Below are 18,489 nucleotides of genomic sequence, written 5' to 3' on the forward strand. Positions count from 1 at the left end.
ATAATCATCCTTTTATTTTTTCTCGAAATTCTAAAAATACTTCATTAATTTTACGCTGAAGATCTTCTCTCTCTTCTGATGTAGTATACCGCTCCAACAAGTCAATGTTTTTTTCAACCCGTCTCTTTGCATCTTCTAAAACTTCTTCCTTAGCAGCATAATTTTCATTAAAATAACCAGGATAATAAATCAGCGCAAGATCCAGCAAATGAAAAAACTTCCAACACCGTTCTATGTATAAAATGCAAAGCATACTGCCAGTAATTCCGCTTTCAATATACAATTTCACAGTATCCACATACTGCCGTTCCCTGGAATCGAGCGTCATGTAAGGTTTTAAGCCTTCATCTTTTTCTCCTTCCCCTTCAAGCCATAGCGGAGGCTGTCCACACTCTAATAAGTCACTGACTAAAGCCAATTTAAAATTCAGTATACAATGTGGATAAAAATCAACCATTATATTTAATGCATGCTGCCGCATATATTCCAAGAGAGCCCTGCAACGAATCATTTCCATGTTATATCCAATTCCAGTCATATAATTTTGGTTTATTCCTGCCAAAATTGCCTTAAAACCATGATATTGTACGTTTTCTTTCTCAAGCGGAGCAAAATTATTCATTCCAATCCCCCCTGTAAAGAAAACTCCGCATTCTTGATTTTTTTTGAATATGTTCAGATAATGCGGCAGATTCTTAACCAACATCATATCCTCATCACTGCTCAAAACAGCATATTTTCCTTTTGCCGCCTCCAATGCTCTGATAACATTCTCTAAAAACCCCCTATTACAATGATTGCGCTGATACCTTACTCTCGTATCACGCATTTGCTGAATCGTCTGATACTCCTCCTTATACAGTTCTGAACCATTATCAGAGATAATAATCTCTATCTCGCTGTCATAATTAGATCGACAAATCTCTTCTACCGCAGACAATGCTTTTCCTCCGCGATTATAACTTGGGATAAGAATAGAAAGAAATACGTTTTCTCTCTTTTGCAATGAATACTTAATCCGTTTTCTATGTATATGATTTAAAATATAATCATACTGCTCATCAGGCGCCAATACTTTTTTAGGCAGATAAAAATCTGAATACTCCTCGAAAAATAATTTCATGGTTTCTGTTTTATCAAAAATTACTGCATTCTTCATATAAAGCTCATGGAACCGAGGCAGCTTAAAAAATGAAGCAAGCCTTGGTGCCTGCTCATTTAATATAATATACACTGTATCCCAGGTTCTTTCTTTCATAAAAGGCAATATCTGCCTGAAGTCCCAATAATCTGCAATCAAAATACTTTCAAAATCAATCTCTTCTGACATAATAGATGTGTCATCCAGTTGGAAAAAACCAATAAATTCTTCTGAAGGACGATGGAATAAATAATATTTTGAATCTGATACAGGAATAAAATCAATTTCTAATTCTTCATAGGGTACCGTTAATAAATTTTCCCTATTTTCCTCATAATTTTTTCTAAATTCTGTTTCATTCGGCATAATAAAACAGGCATATAAGTGATCCAGAATTTCCTTTCGATATACTCCATATGCATATGCTTTTATGAAACTTTCAACAGCCTTTTCATATTGCTGGCTTTCAAAATATGCTGTCGCCGCCTGGTAATAGGCATCTCCTATTTCATTCATATTATCGTTTCCTCCAATTTTTAATCCATTTGCTTTTTCCTATTTATAAAACAACTTTTTCCGTTTCAGTTTCTCCGCAACCTCTAAAATAACATCATCTTCTCCTGCTACCACATTCCGTTTCCCCAGTTCTAAAAATATATCTCTCCCAGAAACATGGTACTCCTGCGCTATTTTTAATACCTTATGTTTTACGGTAGACACCACTCCCGCATAGCCGCTTACAATGCTGATATCATTTACAGGCGTTTTATACTCCCACATCGGCTGCACGATCTTTTCACTTATTTCTAATATTTTGTTTAAATTTACACCAGTCTCAATTCCTTCCTTCTCAAACAATGCAGCCAAAGCTTCCAACTGGCAGTTTCCCGCTCCAGAACCAAATCCCCGTAACGTACCATCCACAATATCCGCACCCGACTGATAAGCCACATAGGACAGTGCAACTGCCATCCCAAAATTATTGTGAGAATGAAATCCTACCGTAATATTCAAGTTAGATGATATATACTCTACCACCTCTCTTACCTGTTCTAATGTAGAGGTTCCTGCAGAATCCATTAAAATAATGCCTTTTGCGCCATAACTTTCAACCTTCCTGGCCTCTTCTAACAGTTTCTCTTTAGATGCCATATGATACATCATCAAAACACCATAACTTTCGATCTCTCTTGATGCCAAATATGAAATGTGAGGTTTGGTTGTATCCGCTTCCGTACAATGGCATGCCACACAAAATATTTTTGCTCCAGCTTCTATCGCTGGAATAATCTGATTTTTAATTGTTCCAAATCCAACTGTAATAAATGCTCCTAAAGAAGTTTTCTTTAGTTCTTCTCCTGCAATTTTCAGCATATCTATTTCATCTAACTTACTTAATCCCATTTGAATAGAAGATGCTCCCAAACCGTTTCCATGGCCAATCATGCATACATAATTTCCGCATCCATCAATCGCCTTGCAATAATCTCTAATCTGTTTTTCTGTCAAATTTTGTTTCACAGCATGGGAACCATCCCGTAACGTAGAGTCAAAAAATAATGGTTTTCTCAAAATTTTACCGCTCCTTAACCAAAACATTATTGTAGTATCTTTCTGCCATTTCTATGGCCGCACAAGTGATAATATCAAGGTTCCCCGCATATTCGGGGAGAAAATCCCCATTCCCGGAAACCTCAACCGTAATTGCCAATATATGATCTATAAATGAAGGTTCCACAATTATTTTATATCCCGGAACATATTTCTTTACCTGCTGCTCTGTCCTTTTTACAACCTCGCATATCGTACTGAGTTCTCCCTGTTCCACTTCAAAATAAATTGTATTTCTCATATTTACCGGAGGTTCATTGGGATTGATAATCATAATAGATTTCGTTTTATTAATACCGGTAAAAGTTTTCATTGCACCAGATGTTGTCTCTATAAATTCATCTATATTCTCTCTGGTGGCTCTGCCTGCTGATTTCGCTGATATGGTTGATACCGTTTCAATATACGACACTCTGCAGCCTGATTGTACAATCGCGTATGCTAACGGGATTGTGGCTTGTCCCCCGCAAGTTATCATATTTACTTCTCTGCACTGCACGCATTCTTCCCCATTGATATATGGAACACATCTTTTCCCGGTCTCAGTAGGCGTTAAATTAATAACATATTTATTCATTCCCTCCAACAATTTAAAATGATTCATATGCGCTTTCGCACTGGTAGCATCAATAATAATATCAATGTTATTTTGATTGCCTGCTAATGCCTCAATTCCATCAACTGAAGTACAAATCCCCAAATCAGAGGCCGTTTTAATATTTAATGAATCTGGATTGTGACCGGCAAAGACAGTGCATTCCAGTGATTTTGTCTTCAAAATTTTCATTAATAAATCTGTTCCTATATTACCTGTTCCGAGTATTCCTATTCTCGCCTTTTTCACAACTAATACCTCAAACTATTATTTTCATATTCTATTTTCTTATCGTTTATCTAATAGGTAATCAAAGATATAAATCAGAAATGCCCGTTTTTTGAATAAAAAAAGAGAAACAGACGCTAATCCATTCCTCTTACCCTCAATGGTATGTCGCCTCCATGCGTTCTGATGATTTCCTATCTTCATTCTATATCGGTAAAACCTAATTAATATCTTAGCAAAATAAAAAAATAACTTCTCCCAGATTTACAGAGCTTCACATTTTTTTCTATTTTTTCCAAAATATCCCCAAAAAGTGTCATATTTCGCCCTTCTCGTTTGTTATTATATGTGTGGCGGGTATTTATATAAGTTTTTTCCGGGGAGCTGGAAAAAACAATGAAGAGCCAGAACAGATTCTCTCACCAGCTCTGGCTCTTCGCTCCTTTTTGCCCCTGCCATCTAAGAAACTGTTAAAGAATAACTACTGTACCTGGCTTGTATAAGTACCCATCTTTGCAAGTTATTTTTTAACAGTTCTTGACAATAATTCCTGACAGGTACTCCCCCACCTCCTGTCAGGATTATTTTACTTTTACAATGTAATTCAGAAGGTTTTATCTTTTAGGCTCAGCTCTCTTCCATGCTGAGAATGCCCTGCATCTCACGCTGTTTCAGCAGATTACGCGATTTATTCTTCACCACGGTATCCATATAAAACCAGACTTTGCCGGGTTCTGAATTGGGCATTCTATCTGCGTTCCGGGCCAGTGATAAAAATGTCTCCTGCACCATATCCTCGGCGTCTTGCGTATTATGCAGGATCATGTATGCTTTATGGTATATCTCATTTCTATGGGTCTGATAAAATTTTGCAAAAACCTCTCTCCCATGCTCTGTTTCCAACAGTGTCAGATATTGTGTCAGCATTATTCCCGTTCCTCTTTCTTTCTCTTTTGTATCCCGTGTGATTGTTCTGGTTGCCAGACGATTTGCAAGCAGATGCTCACTTTTTTCGTTACATTTTTATTTTACACATGATTTTTACGACTTTCAATCCTATATGGGAAAATCCGCAAAATGCGTTTTTTATTTATTATAAACAAGTGAAAATGGCAGTTATTAATTATTCGATGTACCAGATATTGCAGAATGCCCGAAAGCCAGGCTCCATTTAGGACAAAGCAAAACTGCCGGGAAAAAGGTTCGTTCCCGGATATACTGTGACTCTTTCCAACTCGCAGCATTCCATGACAGACAACCTTTCTTTCCCGGCAGCTTCACGCCTATTTCTTGCTTCGTTTCTTCCTGTTTTTCGTTCCCTGACTCCCTTTTTCATTCCAGAGGCCGTTTTCTTCCAGTATGGACTGCAGTTTGTCCTTGGCGCGCTTGGAAATATGTCTCACATTGTCCGCCGTCAGCTCCAATTCCACTGCAATCTCTTTCGGCTTCATCTGATAATAGTACTGCAGAATCAGCACTTCCCTGTGAGGATGCTTCAGCCTTTTCAGCAAACCGGCCACTGCCTCATGAACTTCAAATTCTTCCATCAGTATATCAGGGCCTTTTTCCATGATTTCATCCTGCATCCAGGTCTCGTCCAGGCCGGGCGTTTCCTGTATTTTCCGCCGTTTCAGCAGATTCAGCGACCGGTTTTTCACGATGGTCTCCATATAGAACCAGACCTTGTGAGGTTTCTCGTTAATCACTTTATCCACATTCCGAATCAGCGACAAAAACGTCTCCTGCACCATATCCTCCGCATCTTCTGCATTGTGCACGATATTATATGCCTTAAAATACAGCTCTGTGCGGTGCTTCTTATAAATATCCGTGAAAAAATCCTTTTCATGATCCGATTCTAACAGCGCCAGATATTGTAGCAGCATGTTCCCCCTTCATCTTCCTTTCTCTTTTGTAAGTCTGTAATAACCGTGTACTGACAGACAGTACCGTTATGTGATCGCCTGTTACATCTTAAATTTTACACAGGATTTCCATGACTTTCAATCCCATAACGAGAGAATCCGCAAAATGCGTTTTCTGTTCACGATAGAATTTTTTCCTCTTGTATCATGAGAGATTTATTGCTTTTTCCCTCCTGTATCGGGGGAACTTTACTGCTTATCCTTATCATCCTTGTCATTTTTCTCATTCCACAACCCATTTTCTTCCAATATGGACTGCAGCTTTTTCTTAGCTCTCATTGAAATATGCCTGACGTTGTCCGGTGTTGTTTCCATCTCTTCTGCAATTTCCTGAACGCTCAGCTCATGGTAATACTGCAGAGCCAATACCTGCTGATAAGGACGTTTTAATTTTTTCAGGAGTCCGGTCATCGCTTCCTGAAGCTCAAATTCCTCTATCAAATCATCTGGTCCCTTCTCTATCACTTCTCCCTGCATCCACTCTTCATCCAGACCAGGGTCCTCCTGAATCTTCCTTCGCTTCAGAAGGTTAAAAGATTTATTTTTTACTGTAGTATCAATGTAATGCCATATTTTATGGGGTTCATTGTCGATCAATTTATCCACATGCTTAATCAGCGTCAAAAATGATTCATGTACAATGTCTTCTGCATCTGAAGAATCATGCACAATATTATAGGATGTAAAAAACATCGCATTTCTGTGTTCTTTATAAATTTTTGTGAAAAAATCTTTTTGCTTCTCTGTTTTCAGCAGTACTAAATATTGAAACATAATCCCTCCGCTATCCTTCTCCTTTGTATCGTTGCCTGTATCTTACTAGATTTTACACATTGCTTCAGGTATTTTCAATCCCGATACAGGCAATTTTTATTTTAAAATTCCTGGATTCCGAGAATTTCTGCATATGGATCAGGGCAGTACTGTATTTTCATAAATTACATACGGAACAAATCTGCGCGGGTTCCCATTCTGTACAATAAAAGTTCCTTCCCATCCCTGCGGTAAATGAGCAGCCAATCCGAGTCTATGCGGCATTCCCGATATCCTGCATAGTCCCCTGTCAGATTGTGATCTGCATTTTTAGAAGGCAGCATACCCGGTATTCTGAGAACTTCAATAATCTGCTGCAATATAGTCATTTTACACCGCCGTTTTACGCGTCTCCTGAAATCCTGCTTAAATTTCGAGGAATATCTAACATCAAGCATCCATTAATCCTCCATCAATACTGCAAAAAGGTCCTCGGTTGTACCGCTGAATTTATAACCGCCGCCTCTTTCCAGCTCCGCAAATGCCTGACGGGTATCTGCATTGGGGATTTCATCCGGCACCGACGCTCCCTGCAAATAGGAAATCACATAGGGTAAACGGCTTTCCGGTATTCTGTCGATCAATTTTTTTGCCAGTTCTCTGTTGTTCATAATACCCCCCATCAGACGCAGACAGCAGTTAAAACCCCTCTGCCGGATATTCTCCGGAAAAGGGGTTGCTTTTATTTCTTACTGTCCATAAACTGGGCATCAATATAATTTAGTTTTGCCATATTCTTATAGTACTGATTCGCCGCAGCAGAAGTGTTCTTTCTGCTTCTGACTTTCCTACGCTCCTGAGCGAAACGGGATTCCACCAATCTGCGGTTACGAATTTCTGCACTTTGTATGCTTACAGACTTCTCCGTTATTTCTGTAATCAGCTGCTTCATAAGCTGAATCTCTTCCTTATGTTTCTGCTTCTCTGTCTCAATTGCAGTTTTCACTCTGCCGTACAATTCTTCAAAGCCCTGATCCAGAAAATCAATCTGTTCTACCAGTTCACTTTTGGACTTAACATTTTCCTCAAAGGCATCTGCATCCAGTTCTTCCTGCTCTAATATCTTCTGCTGTTCTTTATTCTTCTCGATAATTCCGTCCAGAATCCTCACTTTTTTCTGAAGGCTCTGAATCATCATATCCAAATAATTATTATCCATACTAATTAGCCTTTGCAATCTTGTTCTGTTCCATAACTTCCTTCCAGGTATCCCGCATGGTACGAAGATGCGTCAGAACTTCTTCGAGAATCTCTTTGTCTTTCTTCAAATTCGCTTCCAACAATCGCTCCATCAGATAGTTATAAACATTTTCAAAATCCTGGGCCACCGGATACTTGTGATCCAACGTTGACAGAAACTCAGCAATAATATTTTCTACCTTGGTTATGTTATTATGGGCTTTCTCGATATCTTTTTCTTCAATAGCGGCAATTGCAATATTGCAGAACTTAATCGCTCCTTCATAAAGCATCAATGTCAGCTCCGCCGGAGAAGCTGTTAAAATCTTGTTCTTCGCATAGGCATCATACCCTCTGTTTGCTATCACCTCATGTCCTCCTTATCAGCCACCTAACAGTGAAGAAAGTGAATTTGTCTGAGATTGCAGTTTTGCTAATGCAGTCTCCATAGCTGAGAATTTCTTATAGTAGTAATCTTCCATGTCCTTCAGTTTATCTTCCCATTTCTTGATGGTCTTGGTGTACTCATCGTACTCACTCTGCATCTGTTTATCATTGTAAACCTTATAAGCGCTGCTTAATGTGGTGCTTCCCATCTTTTCATGCAGATTGTCATACACGCTGGTGGCAAGCTGTGTGAAGAATTCTGCCACTGCATCGGGATCTTCCTCAATCATCTTGCGCAGCTGATCATCATTGGAAGAAGAAACGGAATCATCTGCATCGCCGTCAATATGATATGCATAAGACTCATTCTCTGCAGAATTAAAGTAACCTGCCGTCTTAATTCCAAAAGATGCAAGACTGTAATTCTTGCCGTTTATTTCAAAAACCTTCGACATATGAGAAGACATTCCGCTCATAACAGAACGCAGGGTATCATCCCTTCTCAAAATGGAATCTTTAATCTTAGTCTCCCATTTCTCCACTTCCTTATCGGACATGGCATCCTTCTCATCATCGGTCAGCGGTTCGTATCCCTTAGCTGTAGGCGCATTGTATCCTTTCTCCATGGCATTCATGACTTCGTTGTATTCCTTCAGGAAGTCCTTTATCATGTTGTAAATGCCGTCTACATCTGTGGAAGTGCTGATGGTCATCTCTTCGCTGACACCGGTTGCTGTAATATTCAGTCCATTGATGGAGAACTTATTGCTCTCTCCGGTAAATACTGCGCCGTTCAGAACGATTTCCGCATTTTCAGCCGCATCTTTGATGGCAAACTTCGCATCCTTATCCGGAGTCACGTTCGCCTCTTTAAAGTTCGCCTCTGTTGCCAGTCCCAGACTGTTCAGCATATTTAAAGACGCCTGATCTTCTGCCACAAAATTAAAGTCATGGCTTGTGCCAGTCTCTGAAGAGGACAGGAAAAATCTCTGTTGACTTGTGTCAAAACTAGCGGTAATTCCCTGTTCGTTTAACGCCTTGGTAAAATCTTTTACCGTCATGCTGTCTGTTACTTCTACGGTCTTAGTCTCATTGCCCACCTTCAGCTTCAGAGTGCCGCTCTTTATGCCTAATTTAGATAATTGCGTATTGTTTTCAATCTTCTCGCCGTCAGAAGCCTTCAATTCCTGTCCGGTGAGATAACCTGCCCTGGCAAGCTTATTCACTTTCAAAGTCTGAGTTCCATTCATTACGCTGGAAGATGCAGAAACGGTTGCTTTGGTGCTGTCAGAAACCGTTGTGATCTTCTTATTGGTAAAGTTACCAATACGGCGCATATTGGATAAGGATTTACTGTAGAAATTGTAAATCTTCGTATTCATCTCTTTCCATGCGTCCTGCTTCCAGGAAAGCTTGGTCTGTGCCTTTGTATATTTATCCTGTTTCGTACGGTATGCTGAAACCAGTTCCTGTACGATGGAATCTGTATCAAGACCTGAATTCAGTCCGGAAATCCTAATTGCCATTGCGCTTCCTCCTATCCCCGTTCATCAATCATGATGCCGGCCAATTCCCATACTTTTGCTATCATATCCAGTGTTTCCTCTGGCGGGAACTCACGGATTACTTCTTTGGTTCCCTTATCTACTACCTTAATGGTCACCCGGTTGGTTGCATCATGAATCCCGAAAATCACTTCGGAACTCTTCGCCTTCCGGTTTATTTCTTCCACTGCACGCTTCATGCCGTTCTTTTTCTTCATTTCATTGGAGTCCACCGGGTTCTGCTTCTCTTCTTCCGAGATCAACGGACTGTCTGAGATTGCCGGCCTTGGCGCTGCCTTCTCTGTCTTGGGCGCTGCAGAACTTATCACGGGCTCCTGCTTTACCGCTGTTTCCAGCTTTACAGCCACCTCCGACCCACTTCCCTGATAAGGCGCGGATGGTGTATTTACCTTTCGAACTTCCATAATATCACCTCCATGTGAAACCTGACCGATTTTTTCTTCTATATATATCGGCCATCTGGCGGAAAAAATTAAGAACCATCATTTATATTATAAAATTTCCTTCAGAGCCGCAAGGCTTTCTGCCGATGATGCAGCCTCGTTTTCTTTCTGAATCTGAAGATATACTTCTTTTCGGTATACAGGAACCTCTTTGGGTGCGCTGATGCCGACTTTTACCTGATCTCCCCGCAGCTCCAGAATACTGATTTCGATGTCATTATTTAAAATGATGGATTCTCCTTTTTTTCTGGTTAATGCCAGCATTCTTATTCACCCGCCTTTTCTTTTTTTGCCTGTAAAATCTCGTAGATTGCAAATTTCACCGGAAAGTCATCTTCCACAATCACCTGATGCGCTTTCCGTTCCTCTGAATTAATTACTATGGGCGCTTTCAAGTTCACACTCAGCTTTGTGATATCTTCTGTTGCTGTAACTGTTACCAGAACGTAGGTATTTTCCTCCGTAAGATTCCCCAAATGCTTTAACACTTCATCCTCTACCTGGGGATTATAATCTTCTTTTACTAACAGGGGGTCCATCACCGGCAGGGCAAAGGCCGGTTCATCCAGAGACTGGAGCCAGGAAATGCCTTTCCTGGTTCCATCCTCTCCCTCATCATATACAAGTATAAATTTCTGGCAGTCGGGAAAACCGATAATTCCTTTTTCAAAGAAAATAACCTTCTCCTCGTCCACCTCTATTTCTCCAAATAATCTGGTTTCTAACTCCATGCCGTCCCTCCTTACAGATAATTCAGCAAAGTCTGTCCGTTTGCCTTGGCAGATGCCTGCAGGGACGCCTGATATGCATTATATGCCGCCGTATATTCAATGATAATATCAGACAATTCCATATCTTCATTTCTGGACTTTAACTGCTCGAAGGTGGTCTGCTGATTGGACATTCTGTTCTCTGTCAGTTTCAGACGGTTTTCACGGCTTCCCAAATCCGTTTTGGCAAGTTTTACCCGATCCATGTGCCCCTGGAATTTGGTAATGCCGCCGGCAAAAAGCTTCTGCATATTGTCATCTGCATAAACAGCTTCTTTCTCAGCCGCTTCTATCCATTCTTTCAGTTTCTCCTGAGAAGCTTCGTCAGAATACTGCTGTTCCTTCTGCATTGCCTTCAGCTTCTCTACCTTATCATGGGCTGCAATGGAAGCCTGAACTGCGTTGGTAATATCGTCCACATCGCGGCCTATGCTGGCATCCAGTACGTTGCTGGCCTGGGTATTCACCGTTAACTGCTGATTAAAGGCAACTGTGAATTTGATTTCCTGATTTTCTTTTACATAGGTCAGCGTGTTGTTGGGATCAGTAATGTTTTGGCAGTCAAAATAATGCTCGGGTCTTACTTCGCCTTCAGCGAAGCCTTGCTTCTGGTAGGTGATGCTGAGCTGCATTTTTTCGCTGCTGATGTGGTTGGCAACCTCTTTTCCAAATATAAGCTCTCCAGTTTCCTTGAAAAATAAAACCTGATCATCTCCTACTTTGCAGCCTTCAGCCACCCACTGATCATAAGATTTATCAGTTGTTACTCCCGCCGTTCTGTTACCATTATCATATTCCAGTCCATCCAAACTCTGGAGTTTGCCATTTGCATCCACATATTTTATATCACCTTTATTGATATCCCCAAGCCCTTCATAAGACAACTGAATCCTCTTAAGTACATGCTCTTCAGGCATATCCCCAACTGCCACGCCCGCCTGCACTTCATCCACTGTATTCGGCACTGTCACAAGATTGCTGTAATACCGTTTCTCCTCCATATCCTCAAAGGAAATAGGCTCCGTGATCTCGTATTTAATGTCCTTATCTTCTTTCAGGAATGTAAGCTGACTATTGGTCTTAAATCCGGTAAACACAGTTCTGCCGGCACAATCTGTATTGCCTTCCGCATACACCTGCTCCCGCAGAGAACGGAGATCCTTCAGAATCGCTGCACGGTCCTCCTGTGTCTTAACATCTGTGGACGCATCCACACATTTGGTATAAATATCCCTCAGAATATCCTCCATATTCTTCAGAGCGCCTTCTGTTACCTCGAACCAAGATTGGGCGTCCGGAATATTTCTCTCATAATACTGGTTCAGCTCGCTCAAATTGCTTCTGAGGCGAAGGGCGCGGATTGCAATAATTGGGTCATCCGACGGGCGGATAATCTTCTTCTGTGTTGTCATCTGTGTATTCAGCGTATCAACATTCACTTTATTATTGTTCATATTCTTCATACTGTTTCTGCTGATCATGCTGTTGGTTACTCTCATCATGGCTGAGCCTCCTTCTATACGCCGGTTTCCAGAATCAGACGGTCATACATTTCTGTCATAGTCTGTATCATTCTGGAGGCCAGATTATATGCATTCTGAAACTTCAACATATCAAGGGCTTCTTCATCCTCGTCTACGCCGGAAATTGACATTCGTTTCTGAATAATTGTTTCATTAATGTTCGTATAACTTTCCAGAAAATGCTTTGATTTCTGTGTATCTACCGTATTATCACTGATCAGACACGCCAAAAACTGGTCAGCGCCCACTCCCCGGAACATAGTTACTTCACTTTTCAGTGTAAGCATTTTCTCCACAATATCCTGACTGGCCACATCATCTTCCAAATCGCTCTGATACATAGTCACCAGCAGCCGGGGGTCCAGTTCCAAATCTTTATCCACTTTCACGCTGGACGCTGTCAGCAGATAATAATAATTGCCTGTGGAAGTCATAGTGTCATCCATATCCTGCATTCCATGGTAACCGTCAAAATTATATTCCGTTCCGTCTGTAGGATCTTTCGCCACAAAGAAGGATTTGCCGGCTTCTCCATTTAAATCTACCCCTGACTTGTGTATCAGGTTAAACTGCTTTGCAAATTCCCTGATAAAATTATTTGCCTGGGCCTGATAATAGGGGATTCCCATGGCATCAATATCGCTTCCTACCATCCCGCTCCGGTTCTTTAACGCATTCTCTTCTTCCACAGAAAGGGTTGTCTTCAGCTGGAATTCATAGGTCTGAGTTTTGGCATCGTAAGTGAATCCGGAATACGCAAAATTCTTATTTCCCAATGTAATCACACCCTCAGAAGGCATGGTCATTCCATTAATTGAGGTAATACTGGGATTCTTAATACTTACAATGCTTCCGCCGTTTCCTGGCTTGAAAGAATCAATCCTTCCCTGAAAAGCTTCGTTATTGTTGCCGTCACGGATATCAAACAGCGCTTTCAGCCTTCCGGTGCAGTTGCTCCCGGATGCATTGAATTCCATTCCGGTATGGCTCCATCGAATTTCATACAGCCCTTCTGCGTCGGACTGGTTTACTTTATAATCCCTTGCCTGGCATTCCAGTGTATTGTATTCAAAATTCTCAACCAATGTCTGCCCGTTGATTTTCAGCACATAATTGGTTGCCCCTGTATACACATCCGGATAATTGCTATTGGCTACCGGAGACTCGATTACTTCTACCGGCACAAGCTCTGAAAGCTGATCCACCAGCAATGCCCGCTGATCCCTCAGCTCATTGGCGTTGGTTCCCTGAAGTTCGATTACATTAATCTGCTTATTCAGCAAAGCAATCTTCTGGCCGATGGAATTAATATTAGCCACCTGGGCGGCAATTTCCTGATTAAAATCCTCCTGAACTCTGGTAAGCCCCACGCTCATGCTGTTAAAAAAATTAACGAAATTCTGCGATTTGCTGATAAATGCTTTTCTGGCGTCCAGGATCTCCGGCGTCTTTTTCAAATCTTCCAAAGCGCCAAACATTTCATTTAAAATTGTTGTAAAACCTTTCGACGAATCATCATCCAGTAAATAGTCTTCAATCTGCTGCATTCCATATAATTTCGTATCATACATGCCGACTCTGGCATTGTTTTCCCAATATTTCACATCGTAATAAAAATCACGTTTCTGTATAATCTCCGTAGTGGTAACGCCGCTGCCCGCCATCCCGTAACGCTGATTGGTACGGAGGGCCTCTGCTGCCACCCGGACAGCCTCCTGCCTGGTATAGCCCTTGGTATTCACATTGGAGATATTATTAGCAACTGTATTTGTGGCCGCATGAAAAGAATTTAATGCGGAACCCGCTATCGTTAATCCAAAAAATGTTGATGGCATAGTCTCCTCCTGTTATAACTGCGTTACAAGATGCTCCAGCATCTCAGAAATCACATTGATAAACCGGCTGGCTGCATTATACGCGCTCTGGTACTTAATCATGTTCTGCAATTCCTCATCGGAAGATACGCCGAACACCTGCTGTCTGCTGTTCTCAATGCTGGCCACTTCTCCGCTCAGGTCTGTGGCAAGTCCTCCGAACACGTCTCCTTTGGCGCCAATGCCGTTTATCATCCTCTGATAGTACTCTTTGAAAGAACATGGATTGGTATCGTTGGCATTCACAGTATATTTCTTCTCATCCCAAAGATTAACCAACTTATGGGCCAATCCCCAGTCCGGATCTCCGTTTTTGTCCAAATGAGGCAGCCCCGATTCAATTTCCAATAAGTCAGGATTCACAGTAACGCCCTGGGTGGTATACATTTTAGAGGTGTCCTGAGGATCTTCCTCATTATACACATAGTAAATCTTCCCTGTTCCCTGTTCCGCTACTGCAGTATAACGATCGCAGCCCCGTCTGGTAAACAGCTCCCGGCCCGGCTTCTCGCCATCCTGGCCAAGGCAGGCATTCTCTTCATCCCATACCCGGACATTCGTATAGGGCGTTCCGTCTGCTCCAACAAAACTGGCCGTAGTAGTGGGGCTGAATACATCATTGATGGCTGTTATAATTTCATGAACCATCTGATCCAATTCCGCCTCAGCAGAAACCATCACAGACATTCCTGCCCCATTGTTATATTTATCTGCCGAAACGCCGGTAACATCCCGGTAATTGCCGATTTTCTCACCTCTTGTAAGCACCAGCGCCTTTAACTGCCCGATATCTGTGTTCAGTTCCGGAGAAATATCTATACTGTAATCAAACACAGGCGTATACTTTTCCCGGGGCATATCTGACAGCTGCGGCCACACCGGTGTCACAAAACCGGTCAGTTCATCTGTAACTGATCCCACCTCAAATACGTGCACTTCATCCAGAAATTCTACATTTTCCAATCTTACACGCACTGCGCCGTTGACATCCTCCCGAACCTCTATCTTAGCCAGCGCAGATAATTCATCCAATGCATTGTCTCTCTCATCCCGCAGCGTCATGGCTGTTTCCACACCGCCGGATTCAATCCGCATAATCTCCTGGTTCAGTTCCTGAATGGTATGCCCCAGTTCATTGATACGGTCAATGCCTTCCCGAATCTTGATATTGATTCTCTTCTGGTATTCCTTCATATTCTGATAAATACCCTGGGAACGCTCAATAAATAATGTTGCCTTCTGAACCACCAGATTCTGATTCACCTCTGTGTTAGGCCCCTTTGAGAATTCCTCAAAGGAATCCCAGAAATCTTCCAGTATATTCTGATACTGCATTCCTTCTAATTCCTGGAAAATATCCTCCACATCCTGCACCGCCAGATAATTTGCCTCATAAAATGCCTGGCGTCCATTCTCCCTGCGGTAATATTTATCCAGAAACATGTCTCTGGTATGTACCACATCGGCAATGGCAAGGCCAAGCCCCGCCTGCTGCTTGCTGATGGCTGAATTCTTAAATGTTACATAGCTTCTGTCTGCAAACAGCACCTGCTGCCTTACATAGCCTTTGGTGTCCGCATTTGCCAGGTTATTCGCCGTCGTATTCAGGGCATTCTGACTGTTCTGCAGCCCGGATGCCCCAATATACAGACTTCCCATTCCATTTGCCATAACTTGCTTTCTCCTTCTATTTCCGCGTCCCTGCTATGAATTTCTATCCCTAATCTGTTTTCGTTTTCATCTGCGGTGAATTGATTGCCTGCGCTTTTTGCAATTCTTTACTGCTTCGCATCAAATCCGCTGCTTCCCAGCAAATCACCTGTATTATTTGCCCGCTTGTCATAGTTGGCAGTAACCGGCGCCTGTCTCATACTTTTAAACAATGTAAGGTCAAACTCTGCCATCTCGATTGCCTGCTGCAACAATACCTCATTCTGATTATTAATCTCAGCCATTTGTTCTAATGTGGTGTGCAGCTTCTCTTTTAACTCCCGAAGCTGCTGCTGTTCTTTTGGCTGTTTATTTAAAAAGGCTATCATATTAGTAACCGTCAGTTCCTCTGGCTTCTTACTAAGTACGATAGACATATCATTGACAACTTCTTCTCTTTTTTTCTCCAGATTCTTCAGAATACTTGTGATATCCTGCTCCCTGCTGGTAATCTCCTCAAGAGCGGGGATATTTCCGTCAATAATGATCTGTCTCTTCTCCCGGGACAATTCTGTAAGGCGTTCATATTCCCCGTTCTCTTTCTCTAATACATCCATAAAATCTTCCATTAAACTGGCCACGTGAAAACCTCATTTCTAAAAATATGCTTCATATTTTTCTATCAGTTTCGCTGCAAAGTCTCCTGTTTCCACTTTATAATTCCCGGATGCAATACTGCTTTTTAAGGCGGCAACCTTATCATTCCTGATATCAGACGCTTCTGCTACTGCCTGTTTCGCAACCTGGTAGTCTCTGCCGGCTCTGGAAATCTGCACTTCATCCTTCTTACCGGCGCTCCCGCTGCCTTTAGTCCTGGAAGCTTTGCTGGTATTGTACACCTGACTGATTTGACTATATGCTTCTATACGCATAAAGGCATCTCCTTTCTTCTCTGCATCTTGCAGTTTATATTCACAGTGTTAACTGTTTCCTGATTTGTTATCTATTTTATTTATCGGTTGTTTAAAAAGAAACTTTAGGAAATATTGGGAAAGTATAATCATAAATAAACGACACAACTTCCCCACCCGGTAATTTACCTTCAAAAATTACTTTCCGAATGTTCTGTAAGCGCTCTTTTTCAAAAAAGGTACTGCAAAACCTGCTCGTTCTGCAGGTATTGCAGTACCTTTTCTCATTATCTATTCCGCATCCGCGCTTTTCTTCTTCCTGCTGACTACCAGATAGCCTCCGGCAAAGAACACTCCAAGACAAAGTACATATCTTGCGTCAAATGCAACTCCTGTTTTGGGAGTTCCGCTTCCTACCTGTGCCGTCCCCATGTTTCTGGAAACAGATGTCCGGGAACCGGCGCTGGTGCCTCCGCCGCTGCCGGTCTGTGTAGTGCTTCCGCCGTTACTTCCGCCTCCGGCAGCTCCCGGAGATGGCTTCGGGGTAGCGGAGGGTTTATCCGTAGGCTTCGGGGTCTGAGACGGCTTATCGGTTGGTTCCGGAGTCGGTGTAGGCGTCTCTGTGGGCTCTGCTCCAACTGTACCGATACTCTCAAAAATATATCCGTTTTCATCTGCAAACTTCTCTGCCTGGGAACCTGTGTATCCGCGGATCACATCCGGCGTCCAGGAGGACTGAGAACCAATGGATGTGGTATTGGGCAGAATCGTTACCGCCTTAATTCCGCTGCCGGTAAATGCATCCACCTCAATGGTGGTTACTGATGCCGGTACATCCAGGCTGTATACATAAGGGCAATCACTGAATGCCGAAGAAGCTATGGACGTCATACTGTCCGGCAATGTCAGAGAGGACTTCCCAATGGGGCAATACAACAGCTGAGTCAGACTGGTGTCATACACGGCACCGTCTGAAGAAGCATAACTTCCGTTCCCGCTCTCCACATTCACTTCCGCCAGATTACTGCAGCCGTCAAAAGCGCTGAAATCTATGGAAGAAACTGAAGCCGGAATGCTGATGCTTCCGATTCCGCTGCAGTTCCCAAATGCCTGAGAACCGATACTTCCCACAGAACCCGGAATATTGATACTTCCAAGGCTGCTGCAGCCGTATAATGTCAATTCTGGAATAGAGGACATTCCGCCGGAAAGACTAACAGAAGTCAGACCGCTGCATCCTGCCAGAACTCCGCTTCCCATAGAAGATACTGAATCTGGAATGTTAATCTCAGAAAGTCCCACACAGTTATTAAAAGCGCTGCTTCCAATCTCCGTCACAGAACCCGGAATACTGATACTTCCAAGGCTTCCGCAGCCGTTAAACGCCTGTGCGCCGATGGAAGTCACCCCATCCGGAATATTTACCGTGCCAAGGCTGCTGCAGCCGTCAAAGGTCTCTGAGCCGATGGAAGTCAGTCCCGCCGGCAATTCCACATATCCAAGGGAGGAGCATCCATAGAAAGCCCCGCTTCCAAGACTTGCAGCCCCGCCGAATACTGCGTTGGTCAAACCTGTGCATCCGGAAAAAGCATAACTTCCCACACTGGTAACGTTGGCCGGAATTGTCACACTGGAAATGCTTGTATTTCCGGCAAAAGCATAGTCTGCAATGGCTGTTGCAGAAGCCGGGATACTGACATCTCCGCCTGGTCCGTTATAGCCGGTAATCGTACTTCCTTCCATAATAAACGCACTGACATCTTCCTCCGCCATAGCCGGCAGCGCCGGGGACAGCGCGAAGGTTAAGGCCAGTATCAATATTACATTGAAACATTTGCCAAATAATTTCCTCATTCTCTTGTCCTCCTTGAAAC

20 protein-coding genes are annotated in these 18,489 nt (G+C 42.5%); all 20 read right to left on the minus strand.

Going from position 1 to position 18,489, the window contains the following annotated elements; all coding sequences use genetic code 11:
* Positions 1 to 4: 4 nt before the first annotated feature.
* The 20 genes from ACTO17_RS10085 to ACTO17_RS10180 all read right to left on the minus strand — a co-directional run bounded on the left by ACTO17_RS10085 (position 5) and on the right by ACTO17_RS10180 (position 18,469).
* Complete coding sequence (locus tag ACTO17_RS10085) at positions 5 to 1,657, minus strand: glycosyltransferase (RefSeq protein ID WP_482557840.1); 1,653 nt, start codon at positions 1,655 to 1,657, stop codon at positions 5 to 7.
* A gap of 39 nt (positions 1,658 to 1,696) precedes the next feature.
* Positions 1,697 to 2,740, minus strand: coding sequence for a 4-hydroxy-2-oxovalerate aldolase (gene dmpG / locus ACTO17_RS10090; RefSeq protein ID WP_482557841.1), 1,044 nt, complete (start codon positions 2,738 to 2,740; stop codon positions 1,697 to 1,699).
* A complete protein-coding gene (locus ACTO17_RS10095) occupies positions 2,718 to 3,596 on the minus strand; it encodes an acetaldehyde dehydrogenase (acetylating) (RefSeq protein ID WP_482557842.1) in 879 nt (292 codons plus the stop codon). The genes dmpG and ACTO17_RS10095 overlap by 23 nt, the downstream gene beginning before the upstream one ends.
* A 606-nt stretch (positions 3,597 to 4,202) precedes the next feature.
* Complete coding sequence (locus ACTO17_RS10100) at positions 4,203 to 4,502, minus strand: RNA polymerase sigma factor (RefSeq protein WP_482557843.1); 300 nt, start codon at positions 4,500 to 4,502, stop codon at positions 4,203 to 4,205.
* Positions 4,503 to 4,858: 356 nt separating this feature from the next.
* The gene (locus ACTO17_RS10105) at positions 4,859 to 5,461 is read right to left on the minus strand and encodes an RNA polymerase sigma factor (protein WP_172535181.1); all 603 of its coding nucleotides are present in this window, start codon (positions 5,459 to 5,461) and stop codon (positions 4,859 to 4,861) included.
* 228 nt (positions 5,462 to 5,689) lie between these two features.
* Positions 5,690 to 6,274 carry an RNA polymerase sigma factor gene (locus ACTO17_RS10110; protein ID WP_172535180.1) on the minus strand — a complete coding sequence of 195 codons (585 nt, stop codon included), beginning with the start codon at positions 6,272 to 6,274 and terminating at the stop codon, positions 5,690 to 5,692.
* A 164-nt stretch (positions 6,275 to 6,438) separates the two neighbouring features.
* Positions 6,439 to 6,711, minus strand: a complete 273-nt coding sequence (locus ACTO17_RS10115; RefSeq protein WP_482557844.1) for a type II toxin-antitoxin system YafQ family toxin — start codon at positions 6,709 to 6,711, stop codon at positions 6,439 to 6,441.
* 3 nt (positions 6,712 to 6,714) lie between these two features.
* Positions 6,715 to 6,924: a hypothetical protein gene (locus ACTO17_RS10120; protein WP_482557845.1), complete on the minus strand. Its 210-nt coding sequence runs from the start codon at positions 6,922 to 6,924 to the stop codon at positions 6,715 to 6,717.
* 71 nt (positions 6,925 to 6,995) lie between these two features.
* On the minus strand, positions 6,996 to 7,472 hold the full coding sequence (locus ACTO17_RS10125; protein WP_172537370.1) for a flagellar protein FliT: 477 nt from the start codon (positions 7,470 to 7,472) through the stop codon (positions 6,996 to 6,998).
* A gap of 1 nt (position 7,473) precedes the next feature.
* The gene (gene fliS / locus ACTO17_RS10130; protein ID WP_172537371.1) at positions 7,474 to 7,860 is read right to left on the minus strand and encodes a flagellar export chaperone FliS; all 387 of its coding nucleotides are present in this window, start codon (positions 7,858 to 7,860) and stop codon (positions 7,474 to 7,476) included.
* Positions 7,861 to 7,875: 15 nt separating this feature from the next.
* On the minus strand, positions 7,876 to 9,405 hold the full coding sequence (gene fliD / locus ACTO17_RS10135) for a flagellar filament capping protein FliD (protein ID WP_482557846.1): 1,530 nt from the start codon (positions 9,403 to 9,405) through the stop codon (positions 7,876 to 7,878).
* Positions 9,406 to 9,416: 11 nt separating this feature from the next.
* Positions 9,417 to 9,848 carry a flagellar protein FlaG gene (locus tag ACTO17_RS10140; protein WP_482557847.1) on the minus strand — a complete coding sequence of 144 codons (432 nt, stop codon included), beginning with the start codon at positions 9,846 to 9,848 and terminating at the stop codon, positions 9,417 to 9,419.
* A gap of 87 nt (positions 9,849 to 9,935) precedes the next feature.
* Positions 9,936 to 10,151: a carbon storage regulator CsrA gene (gene csrA, locus ACTO17_RS10145; RefSeq protein ID WP_172536012.1), complete on the minus strand. Its 216-nt coding sequence runs from the start codon at positions 10,149 to 10,151 to the stop codon at positions 9,936 to 9,938.
* 2 nt (positions 10,152 to 10,153) lie between these two features.
* A complete protein-coding gene (fliW, locus tag ACTO17_RS10150; RefSeq protein WP_482557848.1) occupies positions 10,154 to 10,618 on the minus strand; it encodes a flagellar assembly protein FliW in 465 nt (154 codons plus the stop codon).
* Positions 10,619 to 10,629: 11 nt separating this feature from the next.
* On the minus strand, positions 10,630 to 12,159 hold the full coding sequence (gene flgL, locus ACTO17_RS10155) for a flagellar hook-associated protein FlgL (RefSeq protein WP_482557849.1): 1,530 nt from the start codon (positions 12,157 to 12,159) through the stop codon (positions 10,630 to 10,632).
* Positions 12,160 to 12,173: 14 nt separating this feature from the next.
* Positions 12,174 to 14,015, minus strand: coding sequence for a flagellar hook-associated protein FlgK (flgK, locus tag ACTO17_RS10160; RefSeq protein WP_482557850.1), 1,842 nt, complete (start codon positions 14,013 to 14,015; stop codon positions 12,174 to 12,176).
* Positions 14,016 to 14,027: 12 nt separating this feature from the next.
* The gene (gene flgK / locus ACTO17_RS10165) at positions 14,028 to 15,725 is read right to left on the minus strand and encodes a flagellar hook-associated protein FlgK (RefSeq protein ID WP_482557851.1); all 1,698 of its coding nucleotides are present in this window, start codon (positions 15,723 to 15,725) and stop codon (positions 14,028 to 14,030) included.
* Positions 15,726 to 15,832: 107 nt separating this feature from the next.
* On the minus strand, positions 15,833 to 16,321 hold the full coding sequence (locus tag ACTO17_RS10170) for a flagellar protein FlgN (RefSeq protein ID WP_482557852.1): 489 nt from the start codon (positions 16,319 to 16,321) through the stop codon (positions 15,833 to 15,835).
* 39 nt (positions 16,322 to 16,360) lie between these two features.
* The gene (gene flgM, locus ACTO17_RS10175) at positions 16,361 to 16,636 is read right to left on the minus strand and encodes a flagellar biosynthesis anti-sigma factor FlgM (RefSeq protein ID WP_482557853.1); all 276 of its coding nucleotides are present in this window, start codon (positions 16,634 to 16,636) and stop codon (positions 16,361 to 16,363) included.
* Between the two features lie 270 nt (positions 16,637 to 16,906).
* The gene (locus ACTO17_RS10180) at positions 16,907 to 18,469 is read right to left on the minus strand and encodes a leucine-rich repeat domain-containing protein (RefSeq protein ID WP_482557854.1); all 1,563 of its coding nucleotides are present in this window, start codon (positions 18,467 to 18,469) and stop codon (positions 16,907 to 16,909) included.
* Between the last annotated feature and the right edge of the window lie 20 nt (positions 18,470 to 18,489).

The sequence above is a fragment of the Petralouisia sp. genome (assembly GCF_056822245.1).